Origin of the sequence: Collinsella aerofaciens (assembly GCF_015556945.1) — a bacterium.
Lineage (GTDB): Bacteria > Actinomycetota > Coriobacteriia > Coriobacteriales > Coriobacteriaceae > Collinsella > Collinsella aerofaciens_AO.
The window spans coordinates 38803-55063 of record NZ_JADNNH010000017.1; the positions used below are offsets into that span (position 1 = coordinate 38803).

Here is a 16261-nt window from a genome sequence, read left to right on the forward strand (position 1 = left end):
TGCCGGCTGTTGAGTTGCGGTGGAATAGGGACTGTTTGGTGCCCGAAAGGGCGATTGTAGTCCGTATTTCACCGCAAATTATTTAGAGGGTGCTGAGAGTGGGGGTCCAGGCGATGGTGGGAGTCGCGCCGTCGAGAACCTCGTTGATGGTGGCGGCCATGCCAGCGAGTAGGCTGTTCTCGCTTACGGTGAGCGCATCGTAGCCACCGGCGCGCATGAGCTCGCGAATCACCACGGCGCCGGCCAGAATCACGCCCGCGCGCTTGGGCTGCACGCCCGGCAGCGCAGCGATACCCTCCACATCCAGCGTAGATATACGATCGATGGCGGCCGAGATCTGCTCCATCGAAAGCTCGCGCAGGTGCACAAAGCTCGAGTCGTACGGCTCCAGTTCGTGGACCAGCGCCACGAGCGTGGTGACGGTACCGCCCACCGCGACGAGGCGCTCGGCGTGCTCAAAGTCGCTGGGCAGGCCCTCAAAATAGGCGGAGAACTGCTCGCCCGCCCACGCGGCGGCAACCGCAAGCTCGTTCGTCGACGGCGGCAGCGCAGAGAAAAACCGCTCGGTCACGCGACGGCAACCGATGTCCAGTGAGCGCGTTCCCTCCGGCGCAAAGACCCCGCGCTCCGGCGCATAGACGCCCGTCGCGAGCTCCGTGGAGCCACCGCCCGAATCGGCGACGATGATGCGCTCGCCAGCAAAGTCGTGTGCCACGCCAAAAAACGTCAGGCGCGCCTCGACCTCGCCCGGAATCACCTGTGGCTCAAGCCCCAAATCGCGCAGGCCGTCCAGCAGCAGCGCGGCGTTGGACGCATCGCGCGCGGCGCTCGTGCACGTGGTACAGATGCACGCGGCGCCAAAGTCGCGCGCCTCGTCCACAAACATGCGGCACGCAGCGAGCACGCGCTCGACGGCCGCCTCACAAAAGCGACCCGTCGCGTCCACGCCCTCGCCCAGGTCGGTAATCTCGGTATGTTTGGACGATCCCACGATCGCCCCAGCCTCAACCCGGGCCAGCACCAGTCGCGACGACACCGTTCCCAGGTCGATCGCCGCCACCTTATATCGTTTGCAATCTGCCATTGCGGGCTCCCCTCCGGGCGCTACTCGCCTACTCGCCGCTGGACGCGACCGTCTGACCCTCGACGCCGTTAAATCCAAACAGCATGTCGAGCGCCTGGATGTACCACGGCGCGTCCTTGCCGACTTCTTCGATCTCCTTGGCCACCTCGCTGGCCTTCTTGGCGTTCGACGACTTCTTTTCAGCCGACGACGAGTCCGAATCATCGTCCAAGCCCAGCACTTCAATCCTCTTCTCGCCGGGCATCGCCATGCCCAGTTCCCGTGCCCGATCCTTAATGCCCTCTTCCGAGAGCCACTTGTCAGTGTCTTTTTTCATCTCATCTTTGTATTGCTCGCGAATCTCGACCTGCTTGGCCAAGATGTCGTTCGAGCGTTTTGCAACGTACAGGTCGCGCACGGGGAAATACAGGCTCACGAGCGCCAGAGCCACCACGATACCGATAAACAGCGGGCGTAGAGAGCCATGCGTAAAGTCATAGATCGCCTTAATCACCGCGTTGTCGTTGGCGTAGCGCATAAAGTCCGAACGCGAAAGACGGCTCGAAGGCCTGCTCGATTTGTCGTGCGTCTGGGCCGAGGGACGCGACGCATGTGTCGAACGTGCCGGGCGCACCGGTCCATCTGTCGAAGTATTCACTTGAGCATTGGGGCGCGAGGTACTTGTCGGGCGCTGCATGGAGCGGTCGGCGCCGGCGTAGGCGGACCCACCGAGCTGCACCGTGCGCGCACGGCGAGGCGACGGCTCACGCGAACCGGCGGAATAGTACCTGTTGTCGTAAATCTGATCCATGTGCGCCTTGTGCGGTTGAGGTTTGTTTGCGCTAAGTATTCTAGTTATAGCACGAGCGTGCGCACCACCTTCGACAGCCTTTGCTCGACATAAAAAAGGCGCTGAGCCATATGGCCCAGCGCCCACAGCGCTTTGCGGCGTCCAGCCAAGGCGGGGGCGGAACCGAGTCAGCCTCCCCCTCGCCAAATTCGCCCGTTTAGCGAATGTTGTAGAACGCGGCCTTGCCGGCGTAGCGCGCGCTGCCCTCGAGCTCGTCCTCGATGCGGATGAGCTGGTTGTACTTGGCGATACGATCGCTGCGGCACGGGGCGCCCGACTTGATCTGGCCGGCGTTGACGCCCACGACCAGGTCGGCGATCGTGGAGTCCTCGGTCTCGCCGGAGCGGTGACTCACGATGCAGGCGTAGCCGGCCTCCTTGGCGGTCTCGATGGCCTCGAGCGACTCGGTGAGCGTACCGATCTGGTTGACCTTGACCAGGATCGCGTTGGCGGCACCAAGCTCGATGCCCTTCTTGAGGCGCTCGGTGTTGGTGACGAACAGGTCGTCGCCTACGAGCTGCACCTTATTGCCAATGCGGCGGGTAAGCTCGACCCAGCCGTCCCAGTCCTCCTCGGCCATGCCGTCCTCGATGGAGATGATGGGATAAGTGTCGACGAGCTTCTCCCAGTAATCGACCATCTGGGCGCTCGTGTACTCAACGCCCTCGCCCTTGAGCTCGTACATACCGGTCTCAGCGTTGTAGAACTCGGTGGACGCCGGATCCATGGCGTACATAAAGTCGACGCCGGGCTTAAAGCCAGCCTTCTCGACGGCCTTGGTGATGTACTCGAACGGCTCGGCATTGGTCTTAAGGTTGGGGGCAAAGCCGCCCTCGTCGCCCACGCCGCCGCCCAGGCCGGCCTCGTGCAGCACGCCCTTGAGGGTGTGGTAGACCTCGGCGCACCAACGCAGGCCCTCGGCAAAGCTCGGGGCGCCCACTGGCATGATCATGAACTCCTGGAAGTCGACGTTATTGTCGGCATGCACACCGCCGTTGAGGATGTTCATCATGGGCGTGGGCAGCAGATGGGCGTTGACGCCGCCCAGGTACTGGTACAGTGACAGGCCCGCCGACTCGGCAGCGGCGCGGGCGACGGCCAGCGACACGCCCAGGATGGCGTTGGCACCGAGCTTGGTCTTGTTGGGGGTACCGTCCGCGGCAATCAGCGCGGCATCGACGGCGCGCTGGTCGAAGGCGTCGAGGCCCACGACGGCGTTAGCGCACTCGTTGTTGACGTGCTCGACGGCCTGCAAAACACCCTTGCCCAGGTAGCGGCCCTTGTCGCCATCGCGCAGCTCGCAGGCCTCAAAGGCTCCGGTCGAAGCACCCGAAGGCACCATTGCGCGGCCAAAGCTGCCGTCCTCGAGCACGACCTCGACCTCGACGGTGGGATTGCCGCGGCTGTCGAGCACCTCGCGACCGTAGACGTCCAAAATATCGCTCATGTTGTCTCCCTCTCACTTGGAAACGGGTTGAATGCTTGGCGACGCGGCTTGCACGCTGTAGAGGCGCGCAGGTTCATAAGTTAGCCATGTCGCACTTTTTGCATTATGCCCTAAGCTAGCCGAGGGATACACTTGATTTTCGAAAAATTTAGCGGAAACGATGAGGCGTGTCAGCCCGTCGTTCCCGCAGTCTTACTCCTCCGCCTTTGCGGCATCCCACAGGTCGTTGAGGCCGTGGGTCGAAAGCTCGGCAAGATCCACGTGAGCATCGGCCGCCATCTGCTCCATCGCGGCCCAGCGACGGCGGAACTTTGCCGTGCTGGCACGAAGGGCGCTCTCGGCGTCAATGCCCTCCTTGCGCGCGACGTTGACCAAAGCAAAGAGCAGGTCGCCAAACTCCATTTCGCGCTCGGGCGAGCCAGGGGCCTCGGCCTCAAACTCGGCACGCTCCTCGGCAACCTCGTCCCACACATCCTGGACCGTCTCCCATTCAAAGCCCACGGCAGCCGCCTTGCGCGACACCTTCTGAGCCTGCATCAGCGCCGGCAGATGCGTGGGCACGCCGTCGAGCAGGCCCTCGGGCGCAGCCTCGCCTGCCGCCACGGCCTTGTCCTTGGCAGCCCTCTCGGCAAGCTTGACCTCGTCCCAAATCTTGAGTACCTCGTCGGAGCTGTCGGCATCTACATCGCCAAACACGTGCGGGTGGCGGCGAATGAGCTTGGCGTCGATATCGCGCGCCACGTCGGCCAGCGTAAACTCGCCGGCGTCGGCAGCAATCTGCGCATGCAGCACGACCTGCATGAGCACGTCACCCAGTTCCTCGCGCAGGTGAACCGCGTCGTCCGCCTCGATGCAGTCGAGCGCCTCGTAGGCCTCCTCGATCATGTTCTTGCCGATGCTGCGGTGCGTCTGCTCGCGGTCCCACGGGCAGCCATCGGGCTGACGCAGACGCCAGATGGTCTGCACCAGATGCTGCAGCTCGGCCGACGCGTCTATCAGCGTGGACAGATCGCGCGAGCCCTCGGCATTTTGCTGAGCCATATGCTGCGCCATGGTTAGTCCTCCTCCAGGATCACGTGGCGGAACGCTCCGCCCTCGTAGATGCCGTAGCTGTGCGTGCCGTCCTTGGGGATGCTCACGCTGCCGGGGTTGAAGAGCCACAGGCCCGGGTGCGCGGCGCTTTCCTCGTTGACCTTGATGTGCGTGTGGCCGTAGACGAGCGCGGAGCCCTCGGGCAACGCGGGCGCGTGGTCGACGCTGTTGTGCATGCCGGCGCCAAAGACATGGCCGTGCGTCAGGAACAGCTCGCGGCCGGTCTCGTCGAACAGCGTGGCGTAGTCGGCCATGACGGGGAAGTCGAGCACCATCTGGTCGACCTCGGCGTCGCAGTTGCCGCGCACCGCGATGATGCGGTCGGCCAGGGCGTTGAGCAGCGGGATAACGCGCTTGGGAGCGTAATCGCGTGGCAGGTCGTTGCGTGGACCGTGGTAGAGCAGGTCGCCCAGCAGCACGACGCGGTCAGGCTGCTCGGACTCGATGGCGGCGCAGAGGCGCTCGGCCCAGTATGCCGAGCCGTGGATGTCGGAGGCGATGAGGTATTTCATGGGGAGATCCTTTCGAATGGGGTTGATATGGCTAGGCGCAGGATGTCGCCACCAGCCGCGTTATTCAAATCGCAGTGCCGCGCTCTGGGCCGCCCGCATCACGCGCTGGAGCGGCACATTATGCTCGCGAGCGAGACGGGCGCAGTCCTCGTACTCGGGCGCTGCACGCTCGCTGCCGTCGGGCAGGGTGGCCACTTTAACGGACACCTCGCCCCATGGCGTCGTTACGCGCTCAAAGCGGCGTGGCAGGCAAACGCGCTCCATGACCTGGCGACGAATGCCGTTGGTCGTGGTTTCCAAAAAGATAATCGTCTGCAGGCGCTCGATATCCTCGTGAGCACAGATTACCTGTAGCTGCCAGCTGGGGCGGCCTTTCTTGCAATAGAGGGGCAGCCAATGCACCTCGCGCGCACCCGCCCCGCGCAGACGGTCGGCGGCGTAGGCGAGCACCTCGGGCGACGCATCGTCGATGTCGCATTCCAGCTTGACGATGGTCTCGGGCGCATCGGTCTCGCGAGACAGCGGAGATGTGCTATCGCATTGCATACGGTCCGGATCCTTTCCGCGCGGGCTCGTTTTGTCCACCCAAACGCTAGCACATCGCAGGCGGCGCAGGGGCGGCGTCATGGGATAGGTGCGACTTTTGCTGGGCGCAAGTGCTGGCGCGCTCCAACGCCGGCCCGCTCCATTCAAACGTGTACGTCAGCCTCCAAACATGTCATTTTTTGCAGCTTTTGGAGGCTGATGCACATGTTTTGAGAGCGCAAGCGAGGCCGCACCGCGCGCCGCGCAGCCTTTCCAATCGATTTCGACCCCCGGCGTGCCCGGCGTGTTGAGAGCTGCGCCATTACAATGGAGCGGATTCGCTTGACGCAAAGGAGCCGCCATGTCTGCTTGCCCGCTGATCGATTGCCATACCCACACCTCGTTCTCGGACGGTCATGCCTCGTTTGAGGACAACGTTCGCGCCGCTGCTGCGGCCGGCTGCCGCGTCATGGTCTCGACCGACCATCTCACCCTGCCTGCCAGCATGGATGCCAACTGCGAAGTGCAGGTTACTGAGGGCGACCTGCCGGCACATCGTCTGGCCTTTGAGGACGCCCGCAAACTCGCCGCGCAGATCACGCCGGAGCTCGAGCTTATCTATGGCTTTGAATGCGACTGGTACGAAGGTTGCGAGCCTTTGGTTGAGCGCTGGTCCGCGGGTGCCATAGTGCGCTTGGGCAGCGTGCATTGGATTGGCAACCCGGGCGATATCATGGCCGGTGCCGCGGGTACGGCGGGAACGGAAAACGTCGCTCGCCCCGATACGCCCGATTCCCTTTGCGGTTGGATCGACGACGACACCGACCTGCACGTTTGGGAAAACCTGGGCGTGCGCGGCGTGTGGGAGCGCTATGTCGACGACTGGTGCCGCGCCTGCGAAAGCTCGCTCAGCTTTGATGTGATGGCTCACCCTGACCTGGTCATGCGCTTTTCGAAGGAAGGCTTTACGCCCGACTTTGACCCCGCACCGTTTTGGCAGCAGATGGCCGAATGCGCCCACGATACGGGCCGCCGCATTGAGGTCTCGACCGCCGCACCGCGCAAGGGCCTCGACGACTACTATCCCACGACCGGATTGCTGCATTGCTTTGCCCACGCCGAGGTGCCGATAACTTTTGGCTCGGACGCACACCGCGCCTGCGACATCTGCTGGAACATCCGTGAGGCCCAGGCACACGCCTACGACTGCGGCTACCGAACCTTCGGCATCCCCCACCTCACCGGAGAATGGGAGTCCACGCCCCTCGCCTAACCATCCCTTCATAAGTTGCGGTGGAATAGGGATTGTTTTGCCTGATGAAGCGCTTAAACAGTCCCTATTTCACCGCAACTTCCATGACCCCGTTACACCAACAAAGACTGTCCCAAACGACTAGTGGCGGCGGGCGTTGAGTTCGCCGGCTAGCTCGTCGAGGGTGATACCGTAGCGCTCGAGCGTCACGAGCAGGTGGTAGACCAGGTCGCCGGCCTCGTAGCGGATGTGATCGTGATCGTTATCCTTGCAGGCCATGATCACCTCGCTTGCCTCCTCGGCAAGCTTCTTGAGCAGCTCGTCCTCGACGTCGGTCAGCAGGCGAGCGGTATAGCTCTCCTGCGGCGATGCGTCGCGACGGCCGTGAATCACCTCGGCGAGCCCCGTCAGCGTCTCACCGATATTTCCATCCTGAACGTTTGCGGTGCGCACACCCATAGTTCAATCCTTTCTGGTGGCCGAGCGTCTAATCGAGCGCCCGCCCTACGCGAGTTTCTTAAAGAAGCAGGTACGGTTGCCGGTATGGCAGGCCGGGCCCGGCGAGTCGACCTTGACCAGCAGCGTATCGCTATCGCAGTCGGCCCAAAGCTCCTTGACCGCCTGCATGTTGCCGCTCGTCGCGCCCTTGTTCCAGAGCTCCTGGCGGCTGCGGCTCCAAAACCACGTGGTGCCGGTCTTGAGCGTCAGCCCCACCGACTCCTCGTTCATCCAGGCAACCATAAGCACCTCGCCGGTGTCATACTGCTGAACCACACAAGGAATCAGCCCACGGGCGTCGTACGTAAGATCAGACGCTTCTATTACCTCAGTCATCATTTCTCCCAAGCAACAAACGAAATCCCACAGGTCGGCGAGGGTTGTCCAGGTGCCCGAGATTCCGAGCGACAAGCCCGACGACGCGTACTTAAGTACGCGAGGAGGGTTGGAGCCAGAAGGTCGGGTGCCTGGGCAAGCCGCAGCGCTAAAAGTCCAGCCTCACAGGGATGCCCTGCGACGCCATATACTCCTTCACCTGGCGAATGCTGAACGTCCCAAAGTGAAAGACGCTCGCCGCCAGCACGGCGTCGGCCTCGCCCTCGATCACGCCCTCGGCAAAATGCTCGAGCGTACCCACGCCGCCGCTTGCGATCACCGGAATCGGCACCGCGCGCGCCACGGCACGGGTGAGCGCCAGGTCAAAGCCGGCCTTGGTGCCGTCGCGATCCATACTGGTCAGCAAGATCTCGCCGGCGCCGCGACGAGCCGCTTCCTCGGCCCACGCCACCGCGTCGATACCCGTGGCGTTGCGACCTCCCGCGGTAAAGACCTCCCACTTGTCGGCACCCGGCTCTCCGGGCAAACCGACGCGCTTGGCATCGATCGCCACGACCACGGCCTGACTGCCAAAAGCCGCGGCAGCCTGGCTAATCAGCGACGGGTCACGCACGGCCGCCGAGTTGAGCGACACCTTGTCGGCACCGGCGGCAACCATGGTCCGCATGCCCGCCAAGTCGCGAAAGCCGCCGCCCACGGTATAGGGAATAGCGAGCTCCTCGGCCGCGTGCGCCGCCATCTCGATGGTCGTCACACGGTTGTCACTCGTCGCGGTAATGTCCAAAAATACGACCTCGTCCGCACCTTCGCGGTCGTAGGCGCGCGCCAGCTCCACCGGATCGCCCGCATCGCGCAAGCTCACAAAGTTGACGCCCTTGACCACACGGCCGTCCTTGACGTCCAGGCAGGGAATTACGCGTTTGGTAAGCATAGGCTACTCCTCCCCTCGGGCGGCGGCCAGCGCCTGGGCCAGCGTAAAGTTGCCCTCGTAGAGCGCGCGACCGGTAATGGCACCCTCGATGGCATCCCCGCCCACCGCGGCAAGCGCACGGATGTCGTCGAGCGTCGAGATACCGCCCGAAGCCACGACGGGAAAACCCGCGACCTCGGCCACATGGCGATACGCCGCCACATCGATGCCCGTCTGCATGCCATCACGCGCGATGTCGGTATACACCAGATGCTTAAAGCCCAGCTCGGAAAGCTGCGCCACGGCGTCGTCGAGCGCCACGCCCGCGCCGTCACGCCAACCGTTCACCTTGACCTGGCCGTCGCGAGCGGCGATGTCGGCCACGAGCAGCTCGCCAAAGCCTTGGGCTGCCACCTCAGCAAAACCCGGCTCGGTCACCAGCACCGTGCCCAGCGCGATGCGGCGCGCACCGTAGCCGGCCAACTCGTCGATGCGCGCGAGCGAGCGGACGCCGCCGCCCACGTCCACGGACAGACCGTCGACGCCGCAGATGGCCTTAATCGCCGCCGAGTTGGCAGCGCATGTGTCCTCGTCCTCGCCAAAGGCAGCGGACAGGTCGACGACGTGCACCCAGCTTGCGCCCTGCTCGGCAAACGAGCGAGCAACGGCCACGGGGTCGTCGGAATATACCTTGCAGCGGCTGCGGTCGCCACGCTCCAGGCGCACGACTTTGCCGCCGATCAGATCGATTGCGGGAAACAGGATCATCGGCCAGCCTCCTCGACGATGTTGACGAAGTTCTTAAGGATGCGCTGACCCAGCGCGGAGGATTTCTCGGGATGGAACTGGCAGCCCCACACGTTGCCATGGCGCACGATGCACGGGAAGCTCCGCGTATAGTGCGTGCGCGCCAGCACATCGGCGGCATCGGCGTCGTCGGCCACCGCATAACTGTGGGTGAAGTACATGTTGGCACCCTCGGCAAAACCAGCAAGCAGCGGATCGGCCGCGCCGGCGGGCGTCATGTGCACCTGGTCCCAGCCCACGTGCGGCACCTTCAGGCGGCTCGACTCCAAGCGTGTGCACGAGCCGCGCATAATACCCAGGCCATCGACCCAGGGGCCGCCGGCCTGCTCGGAGGTGTTGCCGTCGGCAACCGCACCCTCGTCCGCAGGCACGCCCTCGTTGCCGCGCTCAAAAAATAGCTGAAGGCCCAGGCAGATGCCGAGCAGCGGAGTTCCGGCGGCAACGGCATCGAGTACCGCGTCCGCCTCGCCGCTCTGGCGCATAAAGGCAATCGCATCATAGAACGCGCCCACGCCCGGGATGACCAGGCCGTCGGCGTTGCGGATCTGCTCCGGATCGTCCGACGTGCAGGCGGCGGCACCGGCGCGCGCAAGCCCGCGCGCAACGCTCGACAAGTTGCCCTTGTGGTAGTCGACCACCACGATCTTCGGTTCGCCCACGCGACCCTCCTTTTCCCATCATCCAAAACCACCACAAAGGGGACAGGCACCTTTGTGGTGGTTTGTGCAATCCGTCAGCTACAGTGAACCCTTGGTGCTGGGGATGCCCTGCACGCGGGGATCCAGCTCGCAGGCGTGACGCATCGTGCGGCCCATGGCCTTAAAGGCGGCCTCGATAATGTGATGCGAGTTGCCGCCCGCCAGCTCGCGCACGTGCAGCGTGAGCTTGGCGTCGCGCGCAAAGGCGTAGAAGAACTCGACGGCCAGCTCGGTATCAAAGCTGCCCACGCGCTCGGTCGGCACGGGCAGCTCGCAGTAGGCCTGCCCGCGGCCCGAAATATCAACAGCAGCCATCACGAGCGTCTCGTCCATGGCGATCGCCGCGTCGGCAAAGCGCGTAATGCCCGCCTTGTCGCCCAGCGCCCGGCAAAACGCCTCGCCCAGCACAATACCTGTGTCCTCGACGGTGTGATGCGCATCGACCTCGACGTCGCCCACCGCGTGCACCGTCAGATCGAACAGACCATGGCGGCCAAAAGCGTTGAGCATGTGGTCGAAAAACGGCACGCCAGTCGAGATATCGCACACGCCAGATCCGTCCAGGTCGAGCTTTACGACAATGTCGGTCTCCCCCGTCTTGCGGGTCACCTCGGCATAACGGTCCATCTACATCTCCTCCTTCACCAGCGCGGCAAACGCGGCCAGCACCTCGTCGTTTTCCTGCGGGGTGCCTACGGTAATGCGCAGACAGTCCGCGAGCCCCGGCGCGTAACTAAAGTCGCGCACCAAAATCGAATACTCGTCGCGCAGACGCTCGCGCACGCGCGTGGCATGCGGCGTGCGCACAAGCACAAAGTTCGCCGCGCTCGGCCACGCCTCCACGGGCAGACCCTCGGCAGCCATTGCGCGCAGGGCACACAACTCGCGCTCGCGCTCGGATGCGACCTGTGCCACCACGGGCGCGTACGCATCGCGGGCACGCACGCAGGCAAGCGCCGCCGCCTGGCTCAACACGTTGACCGAATAGATCTGGCGAATCGCCGCGAACACGTCGATGACCTCGGGCGCCGCGATCACATAGCCCAGGCGCGTGCCGGCGGCGCCGAACGCCTTGGACAGTGTATGCAGAATCACCAGGTTAGGATGCTCGGCAATAAGGCCTTGCGCCGTAGTTGCCGCGCCAAACGAATCGTCGGCAAACTCCACGTAGGCCTCGTCGACCATGACCATGCCGGGGCACGCATCGCACAGCGCCGCGACAAAGTCGAGCGGCGCCACGTCGCCCGTGGGATTGTTGGGCGAGGTCACGATCGCCAGGTTGCACTCGGGTGCGGCCGCAAGCACCGCCGCCTGGTCGAGCTCAAAAGTTGCCGGGTCGCGCCACACGTCGCGCACCTCGGTCTGACAGAGCGACGCAAAGAACGCGTACTCGCTAAAGCACGGCGGGCAGTTGAGCAGGATCCGCCCCGCGCCGCCAAACGCCAGCAGGAAGTTATAGAGTAGCTCGTCGCCGCCGTTGCCCACGCAGATGTTCTCGCGCGTCACGCCATGCCAGGCAGCAAGCTCGTCGCGCAGGTCGTTGGACATGGGATCGGGATAGCGGTTGAGCGGTGCGGCAGCCAAGGCCGCATCAACCGCCTCGCGCACGCCGGCCGGCACGGGATAGGTGTTCTCGTTGGCCGAAAGATTGATGCGCGTGGGCGTAAAGTTGGGATCGTAGGGCTCGATGCCGGTCAAGTAGGGCTGGACGAGCTCCTTCATGCGCGGCGTGAGTTCGGCCATGTTAGACCTCCTCGCCGGTCGCGCCAGCGGCACCGCCTGCAGCCGCCGCCAGGTCCACGCCCTCAGCAACCGTCGCCACGGCGTCGCCCGGCCAGGCGACCTTGGTCAGGTCGGCCGCAGCCAGTGACTCGGCACTCACGGCATCCTCGCCCTGCTCCAGCACGCGACGACGCAGGGCAGCAGAAAGCGCGTGCGCCCACAGGCCCTCGGCCTCGGCTAGACGCTGTGTGGCAGGAGCGTCGGAGAGCAGGCCCTCGGGCGTATAGCAAATGACGCTCGAGCGCTTGACGAACTCCTCCACCGAAAGCGGGTTGGAGAACATGGCGGTGCCGCCGGTCGGCAGCGTGTGGTTGGGGCCGGCGACGTAATCGCCGAGCGGCTCGGAGCTCCAGGCGCCCACAAAGATGGCGCCGGCGTTGCGGATGCCGCCGAGCAGGCCCATAGCATCCTTGCAGTGCAGCTCAAGGTGCTCAGGCGCCACGGTGTTCACGGCCTCGACGGCGGCGGCCATATCGGCAGCCACCACGATGGTGCCCTCGTTGTCCAGCGAAGCACGGGTAATCTCGGCGCGCGGCGACTGCGCCACTAGAATGTCGATGCCCGCCTCGACCTCGCGCGCAAACTGCTCGTCGCAGGTCACCAGATAGCAGGCAGCGAGCGGATCGTGCTCGGCTTGGGCCATCAGGTCGGCCGCAACCACCATGGGCTTGGCCGTGGCATCGGCCAGCACGCAGACCTCGGAGGGGCCAGCGACCATGTCGATTCCCACGTCGCCCGAGACAATCTGCTTGGCCGCGGCGACAAAGGCGTTGCCCGGGCCGGTGATCTTGTCGACGCGCGGAATGGTCTCGGTGCCGTACGCCAGCGCGGCCACGGCCTGAGCGCCGCCCACCATATAAATCTCGTCCACGCCACCGAGCTTTGCCGCGGCAAGCGTGTACGGGCTGATCAGGCCATCCTTTTGAGGCGGGGTCACCATGACCACGCGCTTGACGCCGGCGACCTTGGCGGGAATGGCGTTCATGAGCACCGTGGAGGGATACTGCGCGCGACCGCCCGGCACATAGATGCCAGCCGCCGCGAGCGGGGTCACCTTAACGCCGAGTATCGTGCCGTCCGGGCGCGTGGTAAACCAGCTCTGCTCGACCTCGCGCTGGTGGAACTCACGAATCTGGCGTGCAGCCTTCTCGAGCGCCGCGACAAAAGCGGGATCGAGGCCTTCGAGCGCGGCCTCGATCTGCTCCTGCGGCAAGCGGAAGCTCTGCAGCTCGACACCGTCAAAACGCTGACAGTAATCGCGCACCGCGGCATCGCCGTTGGCACGCACGTTGGCCACGATATCGCGGGCGGCGTCGACGATGTTTTGCGGCAGCACGCCCTTGCGGTTGAGCTGGTTGGTAACGAGGCGCTCACCGGGAGCAAGCTTGATGGTCTTCATATCGGTATCCCCTATCGGTCGAGGTTGTGTTCGAAAAACGAGAGGCCGGGCGGCGGCGCCAATCGGCCCGCAGCCCAGACGTTGGGACGCCCGTGCGTGCTCGCGCTATTGTGCCGAGCCCGCAACGGGCTCAAAATGCTTGTCCTTCACGGCCGCTGCCAAGCGATCTGCCAGATTGCGCACGCGCGGATCCAGGCGCGCAGCACCCGGGTTGACGAAGAAGCGGGCCGTACAGTCCATAATGCGACCGGTGATGACCAGGTCGTTGTCGCGCAGCGTGGCGCCCGTGGCGGTAATATCCACGATGCGATCGGTCATGCCGACGATGGGGCCCAACTCGATGTTGCCGTGCAGCGAAACGATGTCCGCGTTCACGCCTCGCTCGGCATACCAGGCACTCGCGATGCGCGGATACTTGGTGGCCACGCGAAGCGACCCGCGGCGAGCATAGTTGCGCTCGGCCTGACCGGCGCGCCGTGCGGGCTCCGCCTCGATAAAGGTGCACAGGCCATAGCCCAGGTCGACCAGCTGCAGCAGGTTGAGGTCTGCCTCGATGAGCGAGTCCCAGCCGCAGATGCCGCAATCGGCACCGCCGCAACCCACAAAGGCAGGCGCATCGCTGGGACGCACGATGACAAACTCGATATCGCCGACCGCGCCCTCGCCGGCACGCGTGTCGCGGCCGCGCACGATCAGGTGACGGCCGGGGTCACGCAGCTCGGAGACGTCCAGGCCCGCGGTCTCAAGCACGTCGAGGGTATCGGCCTTGAGCGAACCCTTGGGCACGGCGATACGCAGCGGCCCCTCGGCGCCACGGCCCACGGCGTGGTCGCCATCGGAAGCGGCGTCCTCGGCCGAGGTGCGCACGGCCTCCAGACGCTCGAGCGAAAAGGCGAAGCCCGCCGCCGGCACCTCGATACCGTCGCCAAATGCGCCGGTAAAGATGGAATCGTAGCGTCCGCCCGAACCGACCGGATCGGGCAGTCCGCCGGCATAGGCCTTAAAGACCAAGCCCGTGTAGTAATCGAAAGAGTTCATGATAGAGAAGTCGAACGACAGCACCTGGGCGTCCTCGGGTGCCAGGCCCTCGACCAGGACACGCAGCTCGCGCGTCAGCGGCGCGACGATACCGGCGGCCTCCAGCAGCGCGTCCACGCGGTCGAGCACCTCGGCACCGCCGTGCAGACGCGGCAGCTCGCCAATGGCGGCCTTGACGGCATCGGACTCGACGCTTACCGCCACGCGGGCATCGAGGCCCACAAAGTCGTTGGCATGCACGCAGCGCAGGGCCTCGGCAGCCAGCTCACGATCCTCGCATACCGCGAGCAATTCCTTAAAAGGACGCACGCTGCCTGCGATAATGCGCGCATCGGGAAGTGCCAGCTCGCGCACGGCCTCGGCGACCAGCGAGACAATCTCGACATCGCCCGAGGTATCGCCCGCGCCGATAAGCTCAAAGCCCAACTGCGTAAACTGGCGCGAACCACCGGCATTGCGCTGACACTCGCGAACCACCGGCGCCTCGTAACGTAAGCGCAGAGGCAAGTCGGCAGCGCGCATACGGGTCGAAACCAAGCGCACGATCGGCAGCGTGTTGTCGGGACGGACCACCAACAGGCGGCCGTCGTCATCAAAGAGCTTAAACGGCGTGTCCGCAATGCGGCCGCCTTCCTCGAGCGAACCCTTGTCCTCGAGCAGCGGTGTCTCGACCGGAAGGTAATGATGCTCCCTGAAGCAGCCCTTCACCGTACATGCGATCTCCTCGCGCGCCTGAGCCTCCTCGGGCAATATGTCCCGGAATCCCCACGGTGTGGCCGTCATCTGGTGAGCCTCCTCATGCTGTGTTTCATATAGAGCAGAAGACCGGCATAGCTCCGCCGGTCTTCTGGGTACTTTAGCATACTAGAGTGTTTGCGGGGAGAATCGTCCTCCTCGGCTCACACCGTATTCATTTGGAAACATAGGAGCGGATTGTCGCAACCCAACCCCACCTAGACGCCAATCGCACGACGATACTCTGCCATTACCTGCGCATCGGCTGCCGCGGGATTGGCAAAATAGCGCCAGTCATAGGTCTCGGCCGAAACAACTCCGCGATAGCCGCGCGCCACCAGCCTATCTAGGTCGGCGCGCATATCGCGGTCGCCGTCACCCCAAGCAAGATGCGTCGTGCCGTCTGCCGCAACATCGACAAAATGCACGTGGGCGACATCATCGCCAAGCAGATCGAAATAATCGTCGATGGTATCCCCTGCCACCGCCATAGCGCCCAAATCCAGACACGCCTTAAGTGCCGGATGATCAACTGCCTCGATCATGCGCTTCGTGTCGGCCGCCGAGTTCACGATCATCGACTCAACCGGCTGTAGGGCCTCGAGCACCAGTCGCACGCCGCGCTCTCCCGCATGCTCGGCAATCGCACGCAGCATCGAGGCGCTGCGACCCCACGCGTCCTCGATCGGCTCGTTCAAAAATGCCCAGCCGCTCGAGACCATGACCTGCTCGGCTCCAAGTTCCGCCGCGATATCCACAACGTTCTTAAAGTACGCGAGCGTGCGGGCACGCGCCTCATTCCCGCGCGCCGCGATATTCCACGGCTTGGGGTTGTTCTGCTCGGGACAAAGCCCCACAATCCGAACCCCATACCGGTGTGACAGCTCCCGCACCTGCTCGAGCGAATCGTATCCATGGCAATCGACATACAGATGCATCGCCCCGGTCCAAAGCTCGCAACACGTGTAGCCCGAAGCCGACGCCGAAGAAAAGAACTCCTCAAGGTCAAAATAACGATGGCTGATATTCATAACGGCAAGCTGGGGGTAGCTCATAATTACTCTCCAACCCAAACGGGGCCCCGTTCCATATAGGAGCGGGGCCCAATTACACAAACGATATTTGCTCTTAGTAATCGAACTGGTGATAGTAACGACGATAGTTCAGGTTGTGCTTGGTGACCGTCTCGTAGTAAGCGGCAAGGCGATCGGTGATCAGCGAGGAGAGGATCCACGGGGAGACGATGACGCGGAACTCGTCGTCAAGGCCGGGGATCGCGAACTCGGCGGTGTCGATGATGTTGATGTCGGTGTCGCC

General features: G+C 64.1%; 17 protein-coding genes and 1 pseudogene. 1 reads left to right on the forward strand and 17 read right to left on the reverse strand.

The window, feature by feature from the left end; translation table 11 throughout:
• Positions 1-82: 82 nt before the first annotated feature.
• The 6 genes from I2F59_RS06245 to larC2 all read right to left on the reverse strand — a co-directional run bounded on the left by I2F59_RS06245 (position 83) and on the right by larC2 (position 5510).
• The gene (locus tag I2F59_RS06245) at positions 83-1084 is read right to left on the reverse strand and encodes a Ppx/GppA phosphatase family protein (RefSeq protein ID WP_195503584.1); all 1002 of its coding nucleotides are present in this window, start codon (positions 1082-1084) and stop codon (positions 83-85) included.
• A gap of 28 nt (positions 1085-1112) precedes the next feature.
• On the reverse strand, positions 1113-1874 hold the full coding sequence (locus I2F59_RS09905; protein ID WP_229065366.1) for a hypothetical protein: 762 nt from the start codon (positions 1872-1874) through the stop codon (positions 1113-1115).
• Between the two features lie 196 nt (positions 1875-2070).
• The gene (eno, locus tag I2F59_RS06255) at positions 2071-3360 is read right to left on the reverse strand and encodes a phosphopyruvate hydratase (RefSeq protein WP_195503585.1); all 1290 of its coding nucleotides are present in this window, start codon (positions 3358-3360) and stop codon (positions 2071-2073) included.
• 192 nt (positions 3361-3552) lie between these two features.
• Positions 3553-4413 (reverse strand): nucleoside triphosphate pyrophosphohydrolase, encoded by an 861-nt coding sequence (mazG, locus tag I2F59_RS06260; protein ID WP_195503586.1) that lies wholly within the window; start codon positions 4411-4413, stop codon positions 3553-3555.
• Between the two features lie 2 nt (positions 4414-4415).
• Positions 4416-4964 (reverse strand): phosphodiesterase, encoded by a 549-nt coding sequence (gene yfcE, locus I2F59_RS06265; protein WP_022094918.1) that lies wholly within the window; start codon positions 4962-4964, stop codon positions 4416-4418.
• Positions 4965-5024: 60 nt separating this feature from the next.
• Positions 5025-5510 carry a nickel pincer cofactor biosynthesis protein LarC2 gene (larC2, locus tag I2F59_RS06270; RefSeq protein ID WP_229065367.1) on the reverse strand — a complete coding sequence of 162 codons (486 nt, stop codon included), beginning with the start codon at positions 5508-5510 and terminating at the stop codon, positions 5025-5027.
• Positions 5511-5850: 340 nt separating this feature from the next.
• On the opposite strand from larC2, the gene I2F59_RS06275 reads away from it, so the two are divergent.
• On the forward strand, positions 5851-6762 hold the full coding sequence (locus tag I2F59_RS06275; RefSeq protein WP_195503588.1) for a PHP domain-containing protein: 912 nt from the start codon (positions 5851-5853) through the stop codon (positions 6760-6762).
• A gap of 120 nt (positions 6763-6882) precedes the next feature.
• Here I2F59_RS06275 and hisE read toward each other — a convergent pair whose 3' ends face one another.
• The 11 genes and pseudogenes from hisE to I2F59_RS06330 all read right to left on the reverse strand — a co-directional run.
• A complete protein-coding gene (gene hisE, locus I2F59_RS06280) occupies positions 6883-7200 on the reverse strand; it encodes a phosphoribosyl-ATP diphosphatase (RefSeq protein WP_006235893.1) in 318 nt (105 codons plus the stop codon).
• Positions 7201-7245: 45 nt separating this feature from the next.
• On the reverse strand, positions 7246-7575 hold the full coding sequence (gene hisI, locus I2F59_RS06285) for a phosphoribosyl-AMP cyclohydrolase (RefSeq protein ID WP_195503589.1): 330 nt from the start codon (positions 7573-7575) through the stop codon (positions 7246-7248).
• Between the two features lie 148 nt (positions 7576-7723).
• Positions 7724-8506, reverse strand: a complete 783-nt coding sequence (gene hisF / locus I2F59_RS06290) for an imidazole glycerol phosphate synthase subunit HisF (RefSeq protein WP_195503590.1) — start codon at positions 8504-8506, stop codon at positions 7724-7726.
• Positions 8507-8509: 3 nt separating this feature from the next.
• On the reverse strand, positions 8510-9253 hold the full coding sequence (locus tag I2F59_RS06295; protein WP_195503591.1) for a 1-(5-phosphoribosyl)-5-[(5-phosphoribosylamino)methylideneamino]imidazole-4-carboxamide isomerase: 744 nt from the start codon (positions 9251-9253) through the stop codon (positions 8510-8512).
• Positions 9250-9951, reverse strand: coding sequence for an imidazole glycerol phosphate synthase subunit HisH (locus I2F59_RS06300; RefSeq protein ID WP_195503592.1), 702 nt, complete (start codon positions 9949-9951; stop codon positions 9250-9252). The genes I2F59_RS06295 and I2F59_RS06300 overlap by 4 nt, the downstream gene beginning before the upstream one ends.
• Positions 9952-10029: 78 nt before the next feature.
• Positions 10030-10617, reverse strand: a complete 588-nt coding sequence (hisB, locus tag I2F59_RS06305) for an imidazoleglycerol-phosphate dehydratase HisB (RefSeq protein WP_195503593.1) — start codon at positions 10615-10617, stop codon at positions 10030-10032.
• Entirely contained in the window at positions 10618-11733 is a 1116-nt protein-coding gene (gene hisC, locus I2F59_RS06310; protein ID WP_195503594.1) for a histidinol-phosphate transaminase, read from the reverse strand.
• Between the two features lies 1 nt (position 11734).
• A complete protein-coding gene (hisD, locus tag I2F59_RS06315) occupies positions 11735-13171 on the reverse strand; it encodes a histidinol dehydrogenase (protein ID WP_195503595.1) in 1437 nt (478 codons plus the stop codon).
• A gap of 105 nt (positions 13172-13276) precedes the next feature.
• Positions 13277-14992 carry an ATP phosphoribosyltransferase gene (hisG, locus tag I2F59_RS06320; RefSeq protein ID WP_195503596.1) on the reverse strand — a complete coding sequence of 572 codons (1716 nt, stop codon included), beginning with the start codon at positions 14990-14992 and terminating at the stop codon, positions 13277-13279.
• Positions 14993-15162: 170 nt separating this feature from the next.
• Positions 15163-15999 (reverse strand): sugar phosphate isomerase/epimerase family protein, encoded by an 837-nt coding sequence (locus I2F59_RS06325; RefSeq protein ID WP_195503597.1) that lies wholly within the window; start codon positions 15997-15999, stop codon positions 15163-15165.
• Between the two features lie 73 nt (positions 16000-16072).
• A pseudogene (locus tag I2F59_RS06330) lies at positions 16073-16261 on the reverse strand (SIS domain-containing protein); the annotation flags it as partial.

What these genes read in the sequence shown, in the direction of transcription:
- hisB (WP_195503593.1), bottom strand. Translation starts at nt 10,617, where the DNA reads ATGGACCGTTATGCCGAGGTGACCCGCAAGACGGGGGAGACCGACATT.
- hisF (WP_195503590.1), bottom strand. Translation starts at nt 8,506, where the DNA reads ATGCTTACCAAACGCGTAATTCCCTGCCTGGACGTCAAGGACGGCCGT.
- hisD (WP_195503595.1), bottom strand. Translation starts at nt 13,171, where the DNA reads ATGAAGACCATCAAGCTTGCTCCCGGTGAGCGCCTCGTTACCAACCAG.
- hisE (WP_006235893.1), bottom strand. Translation starts at nt 7,200, where the DNA reads ATGGGTGTGCGCACCGCAAACGTTCAGGATGGAAATATCGGTGAGACG.
- yfcE (WP_022094918.1), bottom strand. Translation starts at nt 4,964, where the DNA reads ATGAAATACCTCATCGCCTCCGACATCCACGGCTCGGCATACTGGGCC.
- I2F59_RS06275 (WP_195503588.1), top strand. Translation starts at nt 5,851, where the DNA reads ATGTCTGCTTGCCCGCTGATCGATTGCCATACCCACACCTCGTTCTCG.
- eno (WP_195503585.1), bottom strand. Translation starts at nt 3,360, where the DNA reads ATGAGCGATATTTTGGACGTCTACGGTCGCGAGGTGCTCGACAGCCGC.
- hisI (WP_195503589.1), bottom strand. Translation starts at nt 7,575, where the DNA reads ATGACTGAGGTAATAGAAGCGTCTGATCTTACGTACGACGCCCGTGGG.
- larC2 (WP_229065367.1), bottom strand. Translation starts at nt 5,510, where the DNA reads ATGCAATGCGATAGCACATCTCCGCTGTCTCGCGAGACCGATGCGCCC.
- hisG (WP_195503596.1), bottom strand. Translation starts at nt 14,992, where the DNA reads ATGACGGCCACACCGTGGGGATTCCGGGACATATTGCCCGAGGAGGCT.
- I2F59_RS06325 (WP_195503597.1), bottom strand. Translation starts at nt 15,999, where the DNA reads ATGAGCTACCCCCAGCTTGCCGTTATGAATATCAGCCATCGTTATTTT.
- hisC (WP_195503594.1), bottom strand. Translation starts at nt 11,733, where the DNA reads ATGGCCGAACTCACGCCGCGCATGAAGGAGCTCGTCCAGCCCTACTTG.
- I2F59_RS06295 (WP_195503591.1), bottom strand. Translation starts at nt 9,253, where the DNA reads ATGATCCTGTTTCCCGCAATCGATCTGATCGGCGGCAAAGTCGTGCGC.
- mazG (WP_195503586.1), bottom strand. Translation starts at nt 4,413, where the DNA reads ATGGCGCAGCATATGGCTCAGCAAAATGCCGAGGGCTCGCGCGATCTG.
- I2F59_RS09905 (WP_229065366.1), bottom strand. Translation starts at nt 1,874, where the DNA reads ATGGATCAGATTTACGACAACAGGTACTATTCCGCCGGTTCGCGTGAG.
- I2F59_RS06245 (WP_195503584.1), bottom strand. Translation starts at nt 1,084, where the DNA reads ATGGCAGATTGCAAACGATATAAGGTGGCGGCGATCGACCTGGGAACG.